General features: G+C 70.8%; 14 protein-coding genes and 1 pseudogene. 5 read left to right on the top strand and 10 right to left on the bottom strand.

Annotation, left to right across the window (positions count from 1 at the left end):
• Window positions 1-43 precede the first annotated feature (43 nt).
• The 4 genes from rplI to rpsF all read right to left on the bottom strand — a co-directional run bounded on the left by rplI (window position 44) and on the right by rpsF (window position 1,806).
• The gene (gene rplI, locus ACFOWE_RS02155; protein WP_377285036.1) at window positions 44-490 is read right to left on the bottom strand and encodes a 50S ribosomal protein L9; all 447 of its coding nucleotides are present in this window, start codon (window positions 488-490) and stop codon (window positions 44-46) included.
• Between the two features lie 14 nt (window positions 491-504).
• The gene (gene rpsR / locus ACFOWE_RS02150; RefSeq protein ID WP_012895699.1) at window positions 505-741 is read right to left on the bottom strand and encodes a 30S ribosomal protein S18; all 237 of its coding nucleotides are present in this window, start codon (window positions 739-741) and stop codon (window positions 505-507) included.
• Window positions 742-851: 110 nt separating this feature from the next.
• Complete coding sequence (locus ACFOWE_RS02145; protein WP_377285035.1) at window positions 852-1,436, bottom strand: single-stranded DNA-binding protein; 585 nt, start codon at window positions 1,434-1,436, stop codon at window positions 852-854.
• Window positions 1,437-1,515: 79 nt separating this feature from the next.
• Window positions 1,516-1,806: a 30S ribosomal protein S6 gene (gene rpsF, locus ACFOWE_RS02140; RefSeq protein WP_377285034.1), complete on the bottom strand. Its 291-nt coding sequence runs from the start codon at window positions 1,804-1,806 to the stop codon at window positions 1,516-1,518.
• Between the two features lie 220 nt (window positions 1,807-2,026).
• On the opposite strand from rpsF, the gene ACFOWE_RS02135 reads away from it, so the two are divergent.
• On the top strand, window positions 2,027-2,359 hold the full coding sequence (locus ACFOWE_RS02135) for a hypothetical protein (protein WP_377285033.1): 333 nt from the start codon (window positions 2,027-2,029) through the stop codon (window positions 2,357-2,359).
• 136 nt (window positions 2,360-2,495) lie between these two features.
• Here the strand turns inward: ACFOWE_RS02135 and ACFOWE_RS02130 are convergent, their stop codons facing one another.
• Entirely contained in the window at window positions 2,496-2,678 is a 183-nt protein-coding gene (locus tag ACFOWE_RS02130; RefSeq protein ID WP_344858731.1) for a hypothetical protein, read from the bottom strand.
• A 272-nt stretch (window positions 2,679-2,950) separates the two neighbouring features.
• Between ACFOWE_RS02130 and ACFOWE_RS02125 the strand changes: the two genes are divergently transcribed.
• Window positions 2,951-3,709 carry a deoxyribonuclease IV gene (locus ACFOWE_RS02125; RefSeq protein WP_377285032.1) on the top strand — a complete coding sequence of 253 codons (759 nt, stop codon included), beginning with the start codon at window positions 2,951-2,953 and terminating at the stop codon, window positions 3,707-3,709.
• Between the two features lie 78 nt (window positions 3,710-3,787).
• Here ACFOWE_RS02125 and ACFOWE_RS02120 read toward each other — a convergent pair whose 3' ends face one another.
• From ACFOWE_RS02120 to ACFOWE_RS02110, 3 genes are read right to left on the bottom strand one after another with little or no spacing between them, the layout of a single operon-like run.
• Window positions 3,788-4,936, bottom strand: coding sequence for a mannosyltransferase family protein (locus ACFOWE_RS02120; RefSeq protein WP_377285031.1), 1,149 nt, complete (start codon window positions 4,934-4,936; stop codon window positions 3,788-3,790).
• Window position 4,937: 1 nt separating this feature from the next.
• On the bottom strand, window positions 4,938-6,266 hold the full coding sequence (locus tag ACFOWE_RS02115) for a glycosyltransferase family 87 protein (protein WP_377285030.1): 1,329 nt from the start codon (window positions 6,264-6,266) through the stop codon (window positions 4,938-4,940).
• Between the two features lies 1 nt (window position 6,267).
• Window positions 6,268-8,820, bottom strand: a complete 2,553-nt coding sequence (locus tag ACFOWE_RS02110) for a transglycosylase domain-containing protein (RefSeq protein ID WP_377285029.1) — start codon at window positions 8,818-8,820, stop codon at window positions 6,268-6,270.
• Window positions 8,821-9,590: 770 nt separating this feature from the next.
• Between ACFOWE_RS02110 and ACFOWE_RS02105 the strand changes: the two are divergent.
• Window positions 9,591-10,139 (top strand): annotated as a pseudogene (locus ACFOWE_RS02105) (helix-turn-helix transcriptional regulator); the annotation flags it as partial.
• Window positions 10,140-10,370: 231 nt separating this feature from the next.
• Window positions 10,371-11,450, top strand: coding sequence for an inositol-3-phosphate synthase (locus tag ACFOWE_RS02100; protein ID WP_377285028.1), 1,080 nt, complete (start codon window positions 10,371-10,373; stop codon window positions 11,448-11,450).
• Window positions 11,451-12,107: 657 nt separating this feature from the next.
• Here the strand turns inward: ACFOWE_RS02100 and ACFOWE_RS02095 are convergent.
• Both ACFOWE_RS02095 and idi read right to left on the bottom strand, forming a co-directional pair.
• The gene (locus tag ACFOWE_RS02095) at window positions 12,108-12,794 is read right to left on the bottom strand and encodes a GNAT family N-acetyltransferase (protein WP_377285027.1); all 687 of its coding nucleotides are present in this window, start codon (window positions 12,792-12,794) and stop codon (window positions 12,108-12,110) included.
• A gap of 776 nt (window positions 12,795-13,570) precedes the next feature.
• Window positions 13,571-14,152 (bottom strand): isopentenyl-diphosphate Delta-isomerase, encoded by a 582-nt coding sequence (gene idi, locus ACFOWE_RS02090; RefSeq protein ID WP_377285026.1) that lies wholly within the window; start codon window positions 14,150-14,152, stop codon window positions 13,571-13,573.
• 157 nt (window positions 14,153-14,309) lie between these two features.
• Here idi and ACFOWE_RS02085 point away from each other — a divergent pair, with 157 nt between their 5' ends.
• The gene (locus tag ACFOWE_RS02085) at window positions 14,310-15,620 is read left to right on the top strand and encodes an MFS transporter (protein ID WP_377285025.1); all 1,311 of its coding nucleotides are present in this window, start codon (window positions 14,310-14,312) and stop codon (window positions 15,618-15,620) included.
• Window positions 15,621-15,732: the final 112 nt, after the last annotated feature.

The following is a 15,732-nucleotide window of genomic DNA, read 5'->3' as shown; positions in this document are numbered from 1 at the left end:
GGTCCCTCCCGTCGACGGGAGGGACCCTCTCTCAGACTGCCGGTCAGGCGCCGATGACCTCGACGTCGAGGGCGGCGGAGACCTCCGGGTGCAGCTTGACGCTGACCCGGTGGGAGCCGACGCTCTTGATCGCGTTGGGGATCTCGATGCGGCGGCGGTCCAGCTCGGGGCCGCCGGCGGCCTTGACGGCCTCGGCGATGTCGCCCGTGGTGACGGAGCCGAAGAGGCGGCCGCCCTGGCCGGCCTTGGTCTTCAGCGACACCTTCAGCGACTTGAGCCGGCCCGCGACCTCCTGGGCGGTGCCCAGGTCGCGGATCTCTCGGGCCTCACGGGCCTTCTTCATCGAGACGATCTGCCGCTCGCCGCCGCGCGTCCACAGGATCGCGAAGCCGCGGGGGAGCAGGTAGTTGCGGCCGTAGCCGTTCTTGACCTCGACGATGTCGCCGGGGGCACCGAGGCCGGTGACCTCACTGGTGAGAATGAGCTTCATTGGTCCGGACCTCCTTAGCGCGCGGTGCTCATGTACGGCAGGAGCGCCATCTCACGAGCGTTCTTGATAGCGGTCGCCACGTCACGCTGGTGCTGGGTGCAGTTGCCCGTCACCCGGCGGGCACGGATCTTGCCGCGGTCGGAGATGAACTTCCGAAGCAGCGCCGTGTCCTTGTAGTCGACGTAGGAGATCTTGTCGTGGCAGAACAGGCAAACCTTCTTCTTGGGCTTGCGCAGTGCCGGCTTGGCCATCGTGGTGCTCCTTTCAGAGCCCCGCCGTCAGGCGGGAATGGTCGCTGCGGTTACTGGGACTGGGATGGACGGGGGCCGCGGCCGCCGCGAGGGCCGCCGCGGACCGTCTCTTAGAAAGGCGGTTCGTCGCTGAAGTCGCCGCCGAAGCCGCCGCCCTGCTGGGGACCGCCGTAGCCGCCCCCCTGAGGACCGCCGCCGAAGCCGCCGCCCTGCTGGGGACCGCCGTAGCCGCCCCCCTGAGGACCGCCGCCGAAGCCGCCGCCCTGGGGCGCGGGTGCCGCGGAGGCCCACGGGTCACCGCCGCCGAAGCCGCCTCCACCGCCCTGGCGGGCGGTCTTGTTGACCTTGGCGGTGGCGTTGCGCAGGGACGGGCCGACCTCGTCGACCTCGACCTCGTAGACCGTGCGCTTCTCGCCTTCCTTGGTCTCGTAGGACCTCTGGCGCAGCCGTCCCTGGACGATGACCCGCATGCCGCGCTGGAGGCTCTCGGCGACGTTCTCCGCCGCCTGCCGCCAGATGTTGCAGGTCAGGAAGAGACCTTCGCCGTCCTTCCACTCGTTGGTCTGCTTGTCCAGATAACGCGGAGTGGACGCGACGCGGAACCGGGCCACGGCTTGCCCCGAGGGGGTGAAGCGCAGCTCGGGGTCGTCGACGAGGTTGCCGACGATGGTGATCTGAGTGTCGCCTGCTGCCATGGCTAGCTTCTGCCCTTCCTGCGGCCTTGGCTGGTTGTCGGCTCAGAGTACGGCTGCCGCCCGACAAAAACGCCGGGGATCAGTGCACGTCCGGGCGGAGGACCTTGGTGCGGAGGATGCCCTCGTTGAGGCCCAGCTGCCGGTCGAGCTCCTTGACCGTGGCGGGAGCGGCGGTCAGGTCGATGACGGCGTAGATGCCCTCGGACTTCTTGGCGATGTCGTAGGACAGCCGCCGCCGGCCCCACACGTCGACCTTCTCCACCGTGCCGCCGTCATTGCGGACGACCGCGAGGAACTGGTCGAGGGACGGGGCCACCGTGCGCTCATCGAGCGAAGGGTCGAGGATGACCATCAGTTCGTAACGACGCATGCTGGCTTCCAACCTCCTCTGGACTGTTGCGGTCACGACACCATGCCGTGACAGGAGGACGCTGACGTCTTCACCCCGCGCGCCCACTTCGGCGACCGGGGCGGAGGGCGGCTCACAGCACACCCATACAACGCAGCCGAGCCAGCCTACCAGGCTGTCAAGGGTTGGACGGACGTTCCACGGGAACCTCCGTACGCGAGGGGGAAAGAGGTGGTGATCCATGCCGCAGACGACGCAGACGACCCGTCCTGCCCAACGGCGGGCACCGAAGTTCGCACGGCTCCCGCTCCTCGACGCCGACGGCCGTCCCCATCCGCTGGAGAACGGCCTGAGCATCGCCACGTTCACCCTGGGGGTGATCGCCTTCCTCTGCGGGCTCTTCCCGGGCGCGCACGTCGCCGCGGCCTGGCTGGGCGCGATCGGCTTCTGGGGGGGCTTCTACTCCCAGTACGTCTCGGCGACGACCCCGGAGCGGGCGCTGAACATCATCGGCATCGTGGCCTCGTTCGTGGGCGTGGCCATGGGCATCTACCACGGCGGCTTCCTCCCGTAGCGGCCCGGCCGCCGGGTTCCGGCGGTCCACCGGAACCGCCGGTGAGCCGCCGGGGTCCGGCCGCTCCGCCGCCCGGCCGGGCCCGGGGGACGGCGCCGGCGAGGGCCGCGGATGAGGGCGGCGGCCGGCGGGACGGCTAACCCAGGTGCAGGTCCACGCCGAGCAGGACGAGGAACCAGAGCAGGACGGCCAGCAGCGCCTCGGCCACGTCCCGCAGCAGCGCGGGGGTGATGTAGTCGTAGACCCAGGCGACGTAGAGGCCGACCAGAAGGTAGATGAGGCCGACCAGGCTGATGCCTCTGCGGTAGCGGTACGCCATTTCGACTCCTTGGCTGGGCCCTTCGGGGGGACGGGGGCAGGGCTCGTCCCCCGCGACTTCCCCGCAGCGCCCCCTCGAAACGGCCGGGCCCGTGACCTGCGCGGATCCGCGCCTCCCGCCGCTCCACGCACCGCGTGCCGGCCGGCCCGGGTACCCGTGCGGCGGTCCGCCCCCGCGCCCGCGTGCGGGCCGCCGCGCATTCCCGGACGGCCGCCCGCGTGCGGGCCGCCGCGCGCTCCCGGACGGCGGCGCGCAGCGGTTAGGCTCGGCACATGTCGCGCATCGGAGCCCACGTCGACTCGGACGACCCGCTCTCCCACGCCCGGGCGTGCGGAGCCGAGGTCGCGCAGTTCTTCCTCGGCGACCCCCAGAGCTGGAAGGGCCCGGTCATCGGGGAGCGGACGCGGGACATCGCGGGTTCGGAGATGGACGTCTACGTCCACGCGCCCTATGTGATCAACGTGGCCACGCTCAACAACCGGGTCCGCATCCCCAGCCGCAAACTGCTGGACGCCCACCTGGCGGCGGCGGCCGAGCTCGGCGCCAAGGGGCTGGTCGTGCACGGGGGGCACGTGGGGGCCGGCGACGACCCCGCCAAGGGCGTCGAGAACTGGCGCAAGGTCTTCGAGCGCATGGAGGAGCGGCCCGTCCCCGTGCTCATCGAGAACACCGCGGGCGGCGGCAACGCCATGGCCAGGACGCTGGAGCGGATCGCCCGCCTGTGGGAGGCTCTCGACGGTTTCGACGTGGGCTTCTGCCTGGACACCTGCCACGCCCACGCGGCCGGGGTGGAACTGCCCGACGTGGTGGACCGGATCACCGCGATCACCGGCCGGATCGACCTGGTGCACTGCAACGACTCGCGTGACGCCTTCGGCTCCGGCGCCGACCGGCACGCCAATCTCGGCGCCGGCACGATCGACCCCGGGCTCATCCTGGAGGTCTGCCGGAGGGCGGGCGCGCCGATCGTGCTGGAGACCCCGTCCGGCGGCCAGGCCGAGGACCTCGCCTTCCTCCGGAAGAACCTCTGATCGCCGGCCGGGGGCGGTTGTCCCCAGCCTGTGGATAACTTCCCTGGATTACTTTCCGGCGAAAACGGGTAAGGGACCTCACCCCACCCAGGCGCCCTCCATGAAACTCATCGTGTGGAAGACCGCCAGCGGTCCCATGACCAGCGCGTAGACCGCTATCACCCCCGTCCGCCAGCGCGGCCCCGGGGTGGAGGCCCGCGCCACGAGCAGGAAGAGCGGCCACCACAGCAGGGCCGAGCGCGGGATCGACAGATAGTAGGCCGAGCAGATCAGCGCGCCCACCTGGAGCCCGACGTAGACCAGCTCGCTCCAGCGGCGCAGCACGAGCAGCAGCACCACCAGCGTGACGCCGACGGCCGCCCCGGCGAGCTCCATCCGGAAGGCCCAGGCGAACCGGCCGTCGCCCATCGCCGAGTCCCACGTGGTGGCCAGCGACTCCCACGGCCAGACCATCGTCCGGCCCCATCCGGCCTCCTGCGCGGTCTTCCACGCCATCCAGTCGCCGGTGCGCGCGTGCTGGTAGGCCGAGTAGGCGGCCAGCGGCAGGAACGGCACCGCCAGCCAGGGCGCCCGCCGTACCGGGCGGCGCTGGACCGCGAACTCCACGATCAGGGCGAGCGCCAGGAACAGGCCGGTGATGCGCACGCAGGACGCCCCCGCGGCCAGCGCCGCCGCGAGCGGCCAGCGGCCCCGGCGGGCGGCCAGCCAGGCCGGGATGGCGAAGGCCAGGAAGAGCGACTCGCTGTAGCCCGCGAACAGGAACACCGACATCGGCCAGAGCAGCAGCGCCAGCACCGCCCGCCACCCGGCGCCGGGCGGCCCCTCGAACTCGGCGAGCCGGGCCAGCGCGGCCACCGCGACGGCGCCGGCCACGAAGGAGATCAGCAGCCCGGCGAGCGTCCAGTCGCCCGTGACGAGGTTCACCGCGCGCAGCGCCAGCGGCATGCCCGGGAAGAACGCGGGCAGCCCCGCGTCCGGGTCACGGGACGGGTCGCCGTCGTAGCCGTGCTCGGCGATGACGGCGAGCAGGTCGGCGTCCCAGTGCCGCCAGCGTTCCAGGAACGGCGCAACGTGCTCTCCCTGTGCCACGGCCGCGGCGGAGGCGGCGGCCAGGACGAAGATCCCCAGACGGGAGGCGATCCAGAGCAGGACCCCCTCCGCCTCGGGAACGCGGTCCGGCCCCTCGCGGCCGGGCTCCTCCACGGTCTCCGCGGTCCGTACGGCCACGTCAGGCGAGGGCGAGCCGGAACCGGTCGGGGGCCCCGTCGAAGACGCCGCCGGAGCGGTCGTCGCTCCCGTCCGCCCTGACCGCGTCGTGCTCGGGCCGGAGGATGTCCCGCACCACGAAGGCCATCATGATCAGGATGGTGATCGCCCGGCCCCAGACCCCCGTGAAGTAGGTGTCCCCGGCGATGCCCAGGTGCGCGTTGCCGTCCTGGATGCCGACCAGATAGAGCCAGATCGCGAAGAAGTACCAGCACTCGGCGACCATCCAGAGCGCGATCGGCTTCCAGTTCGGCCGGGCCAGCACCGCGAAGGGGATCAGCCAGAGCACGTACTGGGGCGACCAGACCTTGTTGGTCAGCATGAAGGCGGCCAGCGTGAGGAAGCAGAGCTGCATCAGCCGGGGCCGCTCCCGGGCCGTCAGCGTCAGCAGCGCGATGGCCGCGCAGAACACGGCGAGCGAGAGCACGCCCAGCGTGTCGAGCCGCTCGGCGTCGCCGAGGATCGGCCATTGCTTCTGGTTGAAGAAGTACCAGAGCGAGCCCCAGTCGGCCGGGCGCTCCTCGCTGAAGACGTAGAAGCGCTTCCAGCCCTCGAAGGCGAAGAGCATCACCGGGAGGTTGACGGCCAGCCAGGCGCCCGCCGTACCGGCCATCGTGCGCAGGAACGGCTTCCACCGGCCCGTCCGCCAGGCCAGCAGGAAGAGCGGGCCGATGAACATCAGCGGGTAGAACTTCGTGGCGATGGCCAGCCCCAGCAGGACTCCCGCCAGCCACTGGCGCTCCTTGGCCCAGGCGAGCAGCGCGCCCAGCGCGAGGGCGTTGGCGGCCAGGTCCCAGTTGATGTAGGCGGTCAAGATCAGCGCGGGCGCCAGGGCGTACCAGAGCGCGTCCCAGCGCCGGGCCGGACCGGCCAGCGCGGCCATCAGCAGCACGCCGACGACCAGGCAGACCGCCATGAGGACGACGGTCAGGTCGTAGAAGACCGTGCCGGCCGCCGTGGTGTCCGGGTCCCCCGGGATGATCCGCCGGAAGAACTCCATGATGGCGCCGATGCCGACGGGGTACTCCACCGGGAAGTCGAAGTACGGGACCTGGCCCTCGTTCAGCTTCTCGTTCCACCAGAGCGGATAGATGTCGGTGTAGCAGAAGTTCGTGAACTGGCGGGTGCCGTCGTTCCAGGCCCCGCCGAAACGGCACGGCCACTTCCACAGGTACGCCAGGACCGCCCCCAGCGCCGCGAACAGCGCCAGGGGCAGGTACGGCACCGCGCGCCGCCCGAAGTCGGACAACGTCTCCGGCAGCGGCTCCCGCGTCGTCTCGGTGCTCCTCATGTCAGGGACGCCGCCCGCTCGGCGCCGGGCTCGGGCTCGTGACGAACGCCGCGCCCTGGGTGCCGCCGGGGCTCGGGGCGCCGCCGTTCGGGACGCCGCCGTTCGGGGCGCCGCTCTTCGAAGCGGCGCTCTTCGGAGCGGCGCCGTTCGGGCCGACGACGCCGTCCCCGTCCCCGTCCATGTCACCGGAGCCGGACTCGCAGACCCAGTCTCCCGGGGCGCACTGCTGCCCCTGGGGCTGGTCCGGATTCTCGTCGAAGGGCCAGTCGTCGCCGGGGCCGTCGCCCTCGTCGATCGGCATGTCGGGCGTCGGGCTGGGGGACGGCTTCGGCTCGGCCAGGTTGTGCACGTTGCCGGTCCCGGCCTTCGGCGGGAACTGCTTGACCTCGTGCCCCGCGGTCACGGCGGCCATGTAGTCGTGCCAGATCTGGGTGGGGGTGCCGCCGCCTCCGATGAAGGAGGGCATCGGCATCTCCTTCCAGGTCACGTCCTCTTGCTTGATCTTGTCGTTGGCGACGTGGCCGTGCTCGTTCACCTTGAGCCTGCGCGTGCCGGCCTTGTTGTACGGCACGTCCTGCGACATGCCGACCGCGGTGACGACCTGCGGGGTGAAGCCGACGAACCAGGCGTCCTTGTAGTCGTTGTTGGTACCGGTCTTGCCGGCCACCGGCCGGTTGCCCAGGTTCGCGGCGCCGCCGGTGCCGCTCTTGACCACGGCCTGCAGGGCGAAGGTCACGTCGGCCGCCGTGTCGGGGGTGATGACCTGCTTGACGGGCTTGTGCTCCTGCAGCACCTCCACACCGTCGGCGTCGACCACCTTGACGACGGTGTGCCAGGGGACGTACTTGCCCTCGTTGGCGAACATCGCGTAACCGGCGGCCTGCTCGACCGCGGTGACCGAGGCGCTGCCGATGGTGACGGCGTAGTTGTGGTTCTCGATCGACCAGTCGACCGCGTTCTTGCCTCCGTACAGCACCCTGAAGCGCTCGCCGACTCCGGCCTCCTTGGCGATCTCGCCCACCTTCGGCAGGGTGACCTCCTGGCCCATCTGGACGAAGACCGTGTTCACCGACTTGGCCATGGCCTTGACCATGTCGATCGGGCCGAAGGCCGCGTTGCCCGCGTTGCTGATCGGCTTGGTCCCCTCCGCCTCGATGGTCTTCATGCCGTCGATGTAGCTGTCCAGGGAGTAGCCCGCCTCCAGCCAGGCGGCCAGCACGTACGGCTTGAACGCCGAGGCGGCCTGCTTGGTCGTGTCGAAGGCGCGGTTGACGGCGTCCACGGTGTAGTCGTCACCGCTGTAGAAGGCGAGCACCCGGCCGTTGGCGGGGTTCACCGAGGCCACCCGGGCGTGGATGGTGGGGTCGAGGCCCTTCGTCCTGGCGTTCACCACCTTCTTGGCGGCCTTCATCATCCCCTCGTCGAAGGTCGTGGTGACCCTGAGCCCCTGGGTGTTCAGCATCTCCTCGGTGATGCCCCGGCCCGCCAGCTCCCGCTTCACGATGTCGAGCATGTAGCCCTTGAGGCCCTTGTTGACCTCAGTGATCTTGAAGTTCCTGATCTTCAGGTCCTCGAACGGGGTCTTGGCGTACTTGCCGTACGCCTCGGGGTTCACCAGCGCCATGCCGCCGAGCACGTACTCGTAGCGTTCCTTGGTGGCGGCGAAGTTGTCGCTCTGCTCCAGGGAGTCGAACCGGCTCGGGTTCTGGATGCGACCGGCGAGGTAGGCCGCCTCGGGCACGGTCAGCTCCCAGACGTGCTTGCGGAAGAACTCCTGGGCGGCGGCCTCGATGCCGTTCGCGCCGCGGCCGAAGTAGATGGTGTTGAGGTAGCGGGTGAGGATCTCCTCCTTGCCCAGCTCGTCGTTGACCTTGACCGCGACGAAGATCTCCTTGATCTTCCGCTGGACCGAGACCTCTTTGGTGATGCCCTCGTAGTAGTTGCGGACGTACTGCTGGGTGATGGTCGAGGCGCCCTGCACCTGCTTGCCGCTGACCGTGTTCAGCACCGACCGGGCCATGCCCGCGAAGTCGATGCCGCTGTCCTCCCAGTAGCTGCGGTTCTCCGCCGCGACCACCGCGTCCTGGACGTGCTTGGGGATCTTCTCGAAGGCCACCGGGATGCGCTTGGTGCCGAGCCGGGCGATCACGGTCTTGCCGTCCCGGTAGTAGATGGTGCTGCCCCGCTCCTCGGCCTCGTCCTGCACGGCCTCGGGGACGGGCGTGTTGGCGTAGGCCACGGCGATCATGCCGAAGACGCCGGCGGTGAGGATGACGGCGCCCGCCATCATGATCTTCCAGCTGGGGATGAACCGCTTCCAGTTCCGGCCCTTGGGCTCGTCCTCCGGCTCCGGTCCCCTGGGCCCGCCCGGACCTCCGGAGCCGCCCGGACCACCGGAACCCCCGGAGCCGCCGCGCCCGCCCCGGCCGCGCCGTCCCCCGCCGTCACCCGGCGGGCGGCCGCCTCCGGCCTGCGCGGCCATGAGGGCCTGGGTGTCCTCGAAGGCCGCCTCGGGACGGCGTCCGTCTCTCGGGTCGGTGTCCTGCCGGCGCATCCCGCCCCTGCCACCCCCCGCCCGGCTGGGCACGGGACCCTGTCCCGGCACGGGCCCCTGGGGCGGGAGCGGGCCCGCGGGCCGGGAGGCGGGCCCGCGGCCCGGCCCGGCGGGACCCGCCGGAGGACGCGGATCCGGGACGCGGCCCTGCGCGGGCGTGCCGTACCCCGGCCCCTGCGGGGAGCGCTGCCCCGGCTGCGCCTGGTGCGGCCCCCTGTTCACGCCACCGGTTTGGCCCGGCTGGACCGGGGGGACGGTACGGGGAGCGGCTTCCGGATTCGAGCGGCGGCGCCGCCCCGGACGAGCCGATCCGTCCGGGCGCTGTGGGCGCCCGTTCGGCTCCGGGTCATGGCTGCTGCTGTAACTCAACGCGTCCTCGTTCGGTCATGGGGGGTCTACGACGGCGTGCAGGCGCGGGTGAGATTACCTCTTGGGCAGGGGATATCTCAGCGCCTTGGCTCACTAGTAGCCGACCTCTTCGGGGGGATCTCCGTTCCCGAGGACGAACGAGACCTTCGGGCCGCTCCGGGAGCAACCACGACGGACCTCTCCTGCGTAGACCTGGGATTCCCCGTGCCCGGCGGCCGTCGCAAGCGCGCGCGAGCCTGAGCCCACCACCGCTCGCTGTGACCACATAACGGTCAGACTACGGCTTTTTTGCGTTTGGTCCCAACCTCTTGGGAAAGTCGTGCGTTGCCGAGATATGTCGAACCGACGTATCCTCCCGATGTATCGGCTCGATACATCGACGCGAGAGGTGGTGGTTTCCAGTGGCCGGTTCGCGAGGCGGCGTGCTGGAGCTCGCCGTGCTCGGGTCGCTGCACGAGACCCCGCTACACGGCTACGAGCTGCGCAAGCGGCTCAACGCCCTGCTCGGCATGTTCCGCGCCTTCTCCTACGGCTCGCTCTATCCGTGCCTGCGCCAGCTGCTGGAGGACGGGCTGATCGCCGAGGAGGAGCCCTCCCCCGAGAGCGCGGTGCCCCTCACCGGCCGCCGGTCGAAGATCGTCTACAAGCTGACCGCGGAGGGCAAGGAGCGGCTGCAGGAGCTCCTCACCCAGGCCGGCCCGTCCGCCTGGGAGGACGAGAGCTTCGGCATCCACTTCGCCTTCTTCCGGCACACCGAGGCCGAGGTGCGCCTGCGCATCCTCGAGGGACGCCGCAGCCGGCTGGAGGAGCGGCTCGACGCCGTCCGTACGGCCCTCGCCCGCACCCGCGAGCGGCTGGACAGCTACACACTCGAGCTCCAGCGGCACGGCCTGGAGTCGGTCGAGCGCGAGGTGCGGTGGCTCAACGAGCTGATCGAGACGGAGCGGCGAGGGGCCGCGGTCAGCGGCCCGGACGACGGGGTGCGGGTCGCCCGCGGACCGGACGGGACCCCGGGCGCGACCGTGGACGCAGAGCGGAGAGGGCCCGCCGCGGATGACGGGGAGTCCCCGGCCGCACAGGAAGAAGAGACGTACCGGGCGCCCGCGCCCGGAACCGATGGTCCGGAGCGGCCCACCGCCCCGGAGAACAAGTGATCAATCAGGACTGAGGGAGCGAGTGCCATGGGTTCGGTGCGCGTAGCCATTGTCGGTGTAGGCAACTGTGCCGCGTCGCTCGTGCAGGGCGTGCACTACTACAGGGACGCCGACCCCGGCGCCCGGGTGCCGGGCCTCATGCACGTGAAGTTCGGCGACTACCACGTCGGCGACGTCGAGTTCGTCGCCGCGTTCGACGTCGACGCCAAGAAGGTCGGCCGTGACCTGTCCGAGGCGATCGTGGCCTCGGAGAACAACACCATCAAGATCTGCGACGTGCCCCCCACCGGTGTCACCGTGCAGCGCGGCCACACCCTCGACGGGCTCGGCGAGTACTACCGCGAGATGGTCGAGGAGTCCGACGAGGCCCCGGTCGACGTCGTGCAGGTCCTCAAGGACGCCAAGGTCGACGTGCTCGTCTCCTACCTGCCGGTGGGATCGGAGGAGGCGGACCGCTTCTACGCCCAGTGCGCCATCGACGCCAAGGTCGCCTTCGTCAACGCGCTGCCCGTCTTCATCGCCTCCGACCCCGAGTGGGCGCAGAAGTTCACCGACGCGGGCGTGCCGATCGTCGGCGACGACATCAAGTCCCAGGTCGGCGCCACCATCACCCACCGGGTCATGGCCAAGCTGTTCGAGGACCGCGGGGTGGAGCTGCTCCGCACCTACCAGCTGAACTTCGGCGGGAACATGGACTTCATGAACATGCTGGAGCGCAAGCGCCTGCAGTCCAAGAAGATCTCCAAGACCCAGTCCGTCACCTCGCAGATCCCGCACGAGATGGCCAAGGCCGACGTGCACATCGGCCCGTCGGACCACGTGCCGTGGCTGGACGACCGCAAGTGGGCCTACGTCCGCCTGGAGGGCCGCTCCTTCGGCGACACCCCGCTGAACCTCGAGTACAAGCTGGAGGTCTGGGACTCCCCCAACTCCGCCGGCATCATCATCGACGCCGTCCGCGCCGCCAAGATCGCCCTGGACCGGGGCGTCGCCGGCCCGATCCTCTCGGCCTCCTCCTACTTCATGAAGTCCCCGCCGGAGCAGTACTCCGACGACGAGGCCCGCGAGTACGTCGAGAAGTTCATCCGCGGCGAGGTCGAGCGCTGACCCCTCCCCGCTGAACCCCTTCCGAGCCCTCCGCCCTTCCCCGGCGGAGGGCTCGTCCTCTCCTGCACATCGGTACGGCGGTTCCGTGAACCGGTGGAGCACGGTGATGTGGAGCGGTCGCTTCGGTGGGGGTTTCTCGTCCGGGTCGTGGGGCGGTCGCTGCGGTGGGGTCCTCTGGCCGGTACATGGTCGCGCTCTGCGGGGCGGTGGTCCGGGCGGCCGTCGCAGTTGCGCTCTGGCGGGGTCAGGCCTGCGGCCTGGCGGGCACGCAGGGTTGCGGTGTTTTATACGCCGCCCGGACCACCGCCCCGCGCCGCGCTCCTCGTGCCCCGCCGCAGGAGCGCGCGGGCCGTATGGATGCGGCCCTTTCCCGGACGACCATGCTTCCCGCCGATGCTGAAGCCACCGCCCGGGTCCGGTCCGGGGTGCTCGCCGTCGCCTTGCGGCCACCCTGTCGGGAAGGACCTCACGGTCGCTCGCCGCAGGGCGCCCCACCGGGGCGCGCTCATCCTTGATCCGCCGGTCGTACGGATCTCTGCACGCGAGTACGCGGGGGCACCGGCCAGGAGCGACCACCGTCTGTTCCGGCAGGGAAGCCGCCCTGCCGGGAGGACGGGAGGTCTTCCCGCCGGAGAGTCGCGGAGCCTGTGAAGGCCGTCAGGACGGGGCGAGCAGTTCGTAGGCCGAGACCTCGACGGTGTTCGTGAAGCCGAGGCGTTCGTAGAGGCGGATCGCTCCGTGGTTGGCGGAGTTGACGCCGAGGGCCACGACGCCGAACTCGGCGTGTGCCGACCGGCTCATCGCCGACGTCAGTACGGTGCCCAGCCCTTGGCCGCGCCGGGACGGGGCGACCGTCAGCCCGGCGAGGTAGCCGACACCGCCGTAGCTCACGTCCGCGCCGCAGGCGGCCAGCCCACCGCCGTCGCGGATGCCGTACCACCGCCGGATGTGCGGCGCCCCCGGCCGGACGGAGGAACTCGGATTGCCTGAGTCCAGGAGCGCCGTGATCTCCCCGGCCGCCGGCAGCACCTCCACCGGGCCCGGTCCCCCGAACGGCCGCGGCGGTCTGTCCGTCCAGCGGAACTGCCAGTCCTCGACATGCCGGAGTGGAAGGACGTGCAGGAGTTCGCCGGTCCCCGGAGGGAGACGTAGCAGCGTTCCGGCGGTGATGAGCCCCTCATGGTGGAGCGTCGTCAGCAACCGGGCCGTCTCCGCCGGTGTGCCCCGGGCGCAGAGCAGCGGCGTCCGGGAAGTCCTGCCGGACCAGGCCACCGCTCCGGCGCCGCCGTACCCGGTGGAGTGATCGGTGAGCACCATCCGCGCGTACGGATCGTCGCCCGCCATCGCGAGCACATCGGCACGTCCCGTGAACCGTTCGATCCCACCGGGCGCTCTCCCCGGCTGAATTCTCATGATCTATTCGACGCCGGACACGTTCACCCAGACCTTCACCGGAGGTGAATGACCGGACCTGATGAGGATCGATGCCTCGTCGTGCTGGAGCACGGTCTGACAAAGGGTGCGGTCGACCATCCGGGGGTCTTCCCGCAGCATGTGGGAGGGCTTGTCGTGAAGTCCCGGGCGAAGATCGCCTCCGGTTTCTCCATGATCCGGTCCCTCCAGCTCCTCCCCGGTTAATATAACCAGACTAGGGTCTAGATAGATCATCTTCTTTGGAAGCGCGCACCGGCCCGTTTCGAAGGCACCCTTGGCGTCTCCCCGGCAGGGCTCCCTGCGGCGAGCGACCGTGAGCTCTTTCCCGCCACGATGGCCGCAAGGCGACGGCGGGCGCCCCGGACCGGACCCGAGCGGTGGCTTCAGCATCGGCGAGCAGCATGGTCGTCCGGGAAAGGGCCGCATCCATACGGTCGCACGCTCCTGCGGCGGGGCACGAGGAGCGCGGCGCGGGGCGGTGGTCCGGGCGGCGTATAAAACACCGCAACCCTGCGTGCCCGCCAGGCCGCAGGCCTGACCCCACCGGGCGGTGACTGCGACGGCCGCCCGGACCACCGCCCCGCAGAGCGCGACCATGCGCCCTACGCGGGCCCTCACAGCAACGGCAGCCCCACATCACCGTGCTCCACCGGTTCACGGAACCGCCGCACCGCCCGGCGAAAGGATCAGCGGGCCGCGGGAGGCAGGTCGGCGGGGTCGGCGACGGGCCAGGCGAGGGGGTCGGCGCCGAGCTTGTCGAGGTACGGCACCTGCTCGCGGCACCACGGGGAGATCGGCAGGCGGTCGTCCAGGACGCCCCCGGCGAACTCCTGCCACGGCATCCAGCGTGTCTCCCCGACCTCGTCGGGGTTGGGCGCGGCCGCGCCGGAGACGACGACCCGGTAGACCGGGCAGAGCTCCCGCTCGACGACGCCGTTGTCCATGACCGCCCGGTAGGAGAAGCGGGGCAGCAGCAGGTCGGCGCCGGCCACGGTGAGGCCCAGCTCGTAGGCCAGGCGCCGGAGCACCGCGTCGTGCGCAGGCTCGCCGGGCAGCGGGTGGCCGCAGCAGCTGTTGGTCCACACGTCCGGCCAGGTGAGCTTGTGCGAGGCCCGCCGGGTCAGGAGCACCCGCCCGTCGCCGTCGAACACGTAGCTGGAGAAGGCGAGGTGGAGAGGGGTGTCGAGACCGTGTACCGCGGCCTTGGGCGCCGTCCCGATCGCGTTCCCCTCGTCGTCGAGGAGCACGACGTGTTCATCAGGTGTCACGGATCGAGACTACGAGATCATGTTTGGTCATCACGCCCGAACAGAGATAGAGGGCGAAAAGTCCTTATATCTGCACTCGACGCATCCGATATGACTCCTGACAATCCCGGGGACATCCCTGATCCCCGTCCCCCTCTCCCACACGTAGGCTGAGCCCGTGTCATTCGTATCCGATCTACGCGTGGTCCTGGAAGGTCGGGACTTCCGGCGGCTGTACGGCACCCGCCTGGTCTCCCAGTTCTCCGACGGCATCTTCCAGTTCGCCGTGGCCGGATTCGCGTTCTTCAGCCCGGAGACGAGCACCAGCGCCGTCGAGATCGCCGCGGGTCTGGCGGTGCTGCTCCTGCCGTACTCCGTCCTCGGCCCCTTCGTGGGCGTGTTCATCGACCGCTGGTCCCGCCAGCGCATCCTGGTCGTCGCCCCGATGGTGCGGGGCGCGCTGCTGCTGGCCACCGCGGCGCTGCTCGCGGCCGGCGTCCCCGACGCGCTCTTCTACGCCGCCGCGCTCTGCGTGCTCGCCGTGAACCGCTTCTTCCTCGCCGCGCTCGGCGCCTCGCTCCCGCACGTCGTCCCGGCCGACCGGCTGCTGGTCGCCAACGCGGTCACCCCCACCTCCGGCACCGTGCTCACCTTCGTCGGCGCGGGCGTCGGCTTCCTGCTCAGGAAGGTCTTCGGCGCCGACCACCAGGGCGTCGCCGTGCTCCTGCTCGTCTCCGGGCTGGTCTTCGGGCTCAGCGCGCTGATCGCCCGGACCATGGACCGGTCGCTGCTCGGCCCGGCCTACGACCCGGACCGGCCGCAGGTCCGCGAGGCGGTGCGCAACGTCGTCAGCGGCCTCGTCGACGGCGCGCGGCACATCGCCCACCACCGGGCCGCCGCGGCCGCGCTCGGCGCGATGGCCACCCACCGGTTCATGTACGGCATGTGCACGGCGATGCTGGTGATGCTCTCGCGCTACTACTTCGCCGAGAGCGCCGAGGACGCCCTGGAGACGGCCACCATCGTGGTCGCCACCTCCGGGGTGGGCTACTTCCTGGCCGTGCTGGTCACGCCCTGGGCCACCGAGCGGTTCGGCCTGCACCGCTGGGTCCCGATCATGCTCACCGCCTCCGGGCTGCTGACGCTGGCGCTGTGCGCGCCGTTCCAGCAGTGGGGGTTCGCGGCCGGCGGCTTCGTGCTGGGCGTCGCCGGGCAGAGCATCAAGATCTGCGCGGACACGGCCGTCCAGCGGGACGTCGACGACGCCTACCTGGGCCGGGCCTTCTCGATCTACGACATGCTCTTCAACGGCAGCTTCGTGCTGGCCGCGGCCTGCGCGGCGGCGCTGCTGCCCGCCGACGGCAAGTCACCGCTCGTGCTCGGCCTCATCACCGCCGGCTATCTCGGCGGCGCCCTGCTCTACCGGGCCGTCAGGCCGGACCGGCTCCCCGAGCCGGAGCCGGCGCAGTCGCAGCCGTCGTCGCCGTGACCTGATCCACGACCGGATCGGTGACCTGATCCGTGGCCTGATCCATGACCTGATCCGCGCACCGGACGGCCGTCGCCGTACGGCGCGGGCCCACGCGGGCCGGCGCCGTACG

This window comes from Planomonospora corallina (genome assembly GCF_042650625.1).
Taxonomy (GTDB): domain Bacteria; phylum Actinomycetota; class Actinomycetes; order Streptosporangiales; family Streptosporangiaceae; genus Planomonospora_B; species Planomonospora_B corallina.
Note: the sequence above shows the minus strand (reverse complement) of the source record. Positions and strands in the feature narration are given on the sequence as shown.

Excerpts from the sequence above, each read along its gene's own strand:
- ACFOWE_RS02100 (WP_377285028.1), top strand. The coding sequence starts at position 10,371 with ATGGGTTCGGTGCGCGTAGCCATTGTCGGTGTAGGCAACTGTGCCGCG.
- ACFOWE_RS02110 (WP_377285029.1), bottom strand. The coding sequence starts at position 8,820 with ATGCGCCGGCAGGACACCGACCCGAGAGACGGACGCCGTCCCGAGGCG.
- rpsF (WP_377285034.1), bottom strand. The coding sequence starts at position 1,806 with ATGCGTCGTTACGAACTGATGGTCATCCTCGACCCTTCGCTCGATGAG.
- rplI (WP_377285036.1), bottom strand. The coding sequence starts at position 490 with ATGAAGCTCATTCTCACCAGTGAGGTCACCGGCCTCGGTGCCCCCGGC.
- ACFOWE_RS02130 (WP_344858731.1), bottom strand. The coding sequence starts at position 2,678 with ATGGCGTACCGCTACCGCAGAGGCATCAGCCTGGTCGGCCTCATCTAC.
- rpsR (WP_012895699.1), bottom strand. The coding sequence starts at position 741 with ATGGCCAAGCCGGCACTGCGCAAGCCCAAGAAGAAGGTTTGCCTGTTC.
- ACFOWE_RS02135 (WP_377285033.1), top strand. The coding sequence starts at position 2,027 with ATGCCGCAGACGACGCAGACGACCCGTCCTGCCCAACGGCGGGCACCG.
- ACFOWE_RS02125 (WP_377285032.1), top strand. The coding sequence starts at position 2,951 with ATGTCGCGCATCGGAGCCCACGTCGACTCGGACGACCCGCTCTCCCAC.
- ACFOWE_RS02115 (WP_377285030.1), bottom strand. The coding sequence starts at position 6,266 with ATGAGGAGCACCGAGACGACGCGGGAGCCGCTGCCGGAGACGTTGTCC.
- ACFOWE_RS02095 (WP_377285027.1), bottom strand. The coding sequence starts at position 12,794 with ATGGCGGGCGACGATCCGTACGCGCGGATGGTGCTCACCGATCACTCC.
- ACFOWE_RS02145 (WP_377285035.1), bottom strand. The coding sequence starts at position 1,436 with ATGGCAGCAGGCGACACTCAGATCACCATCGTCGGCAACCTCGTCGAC.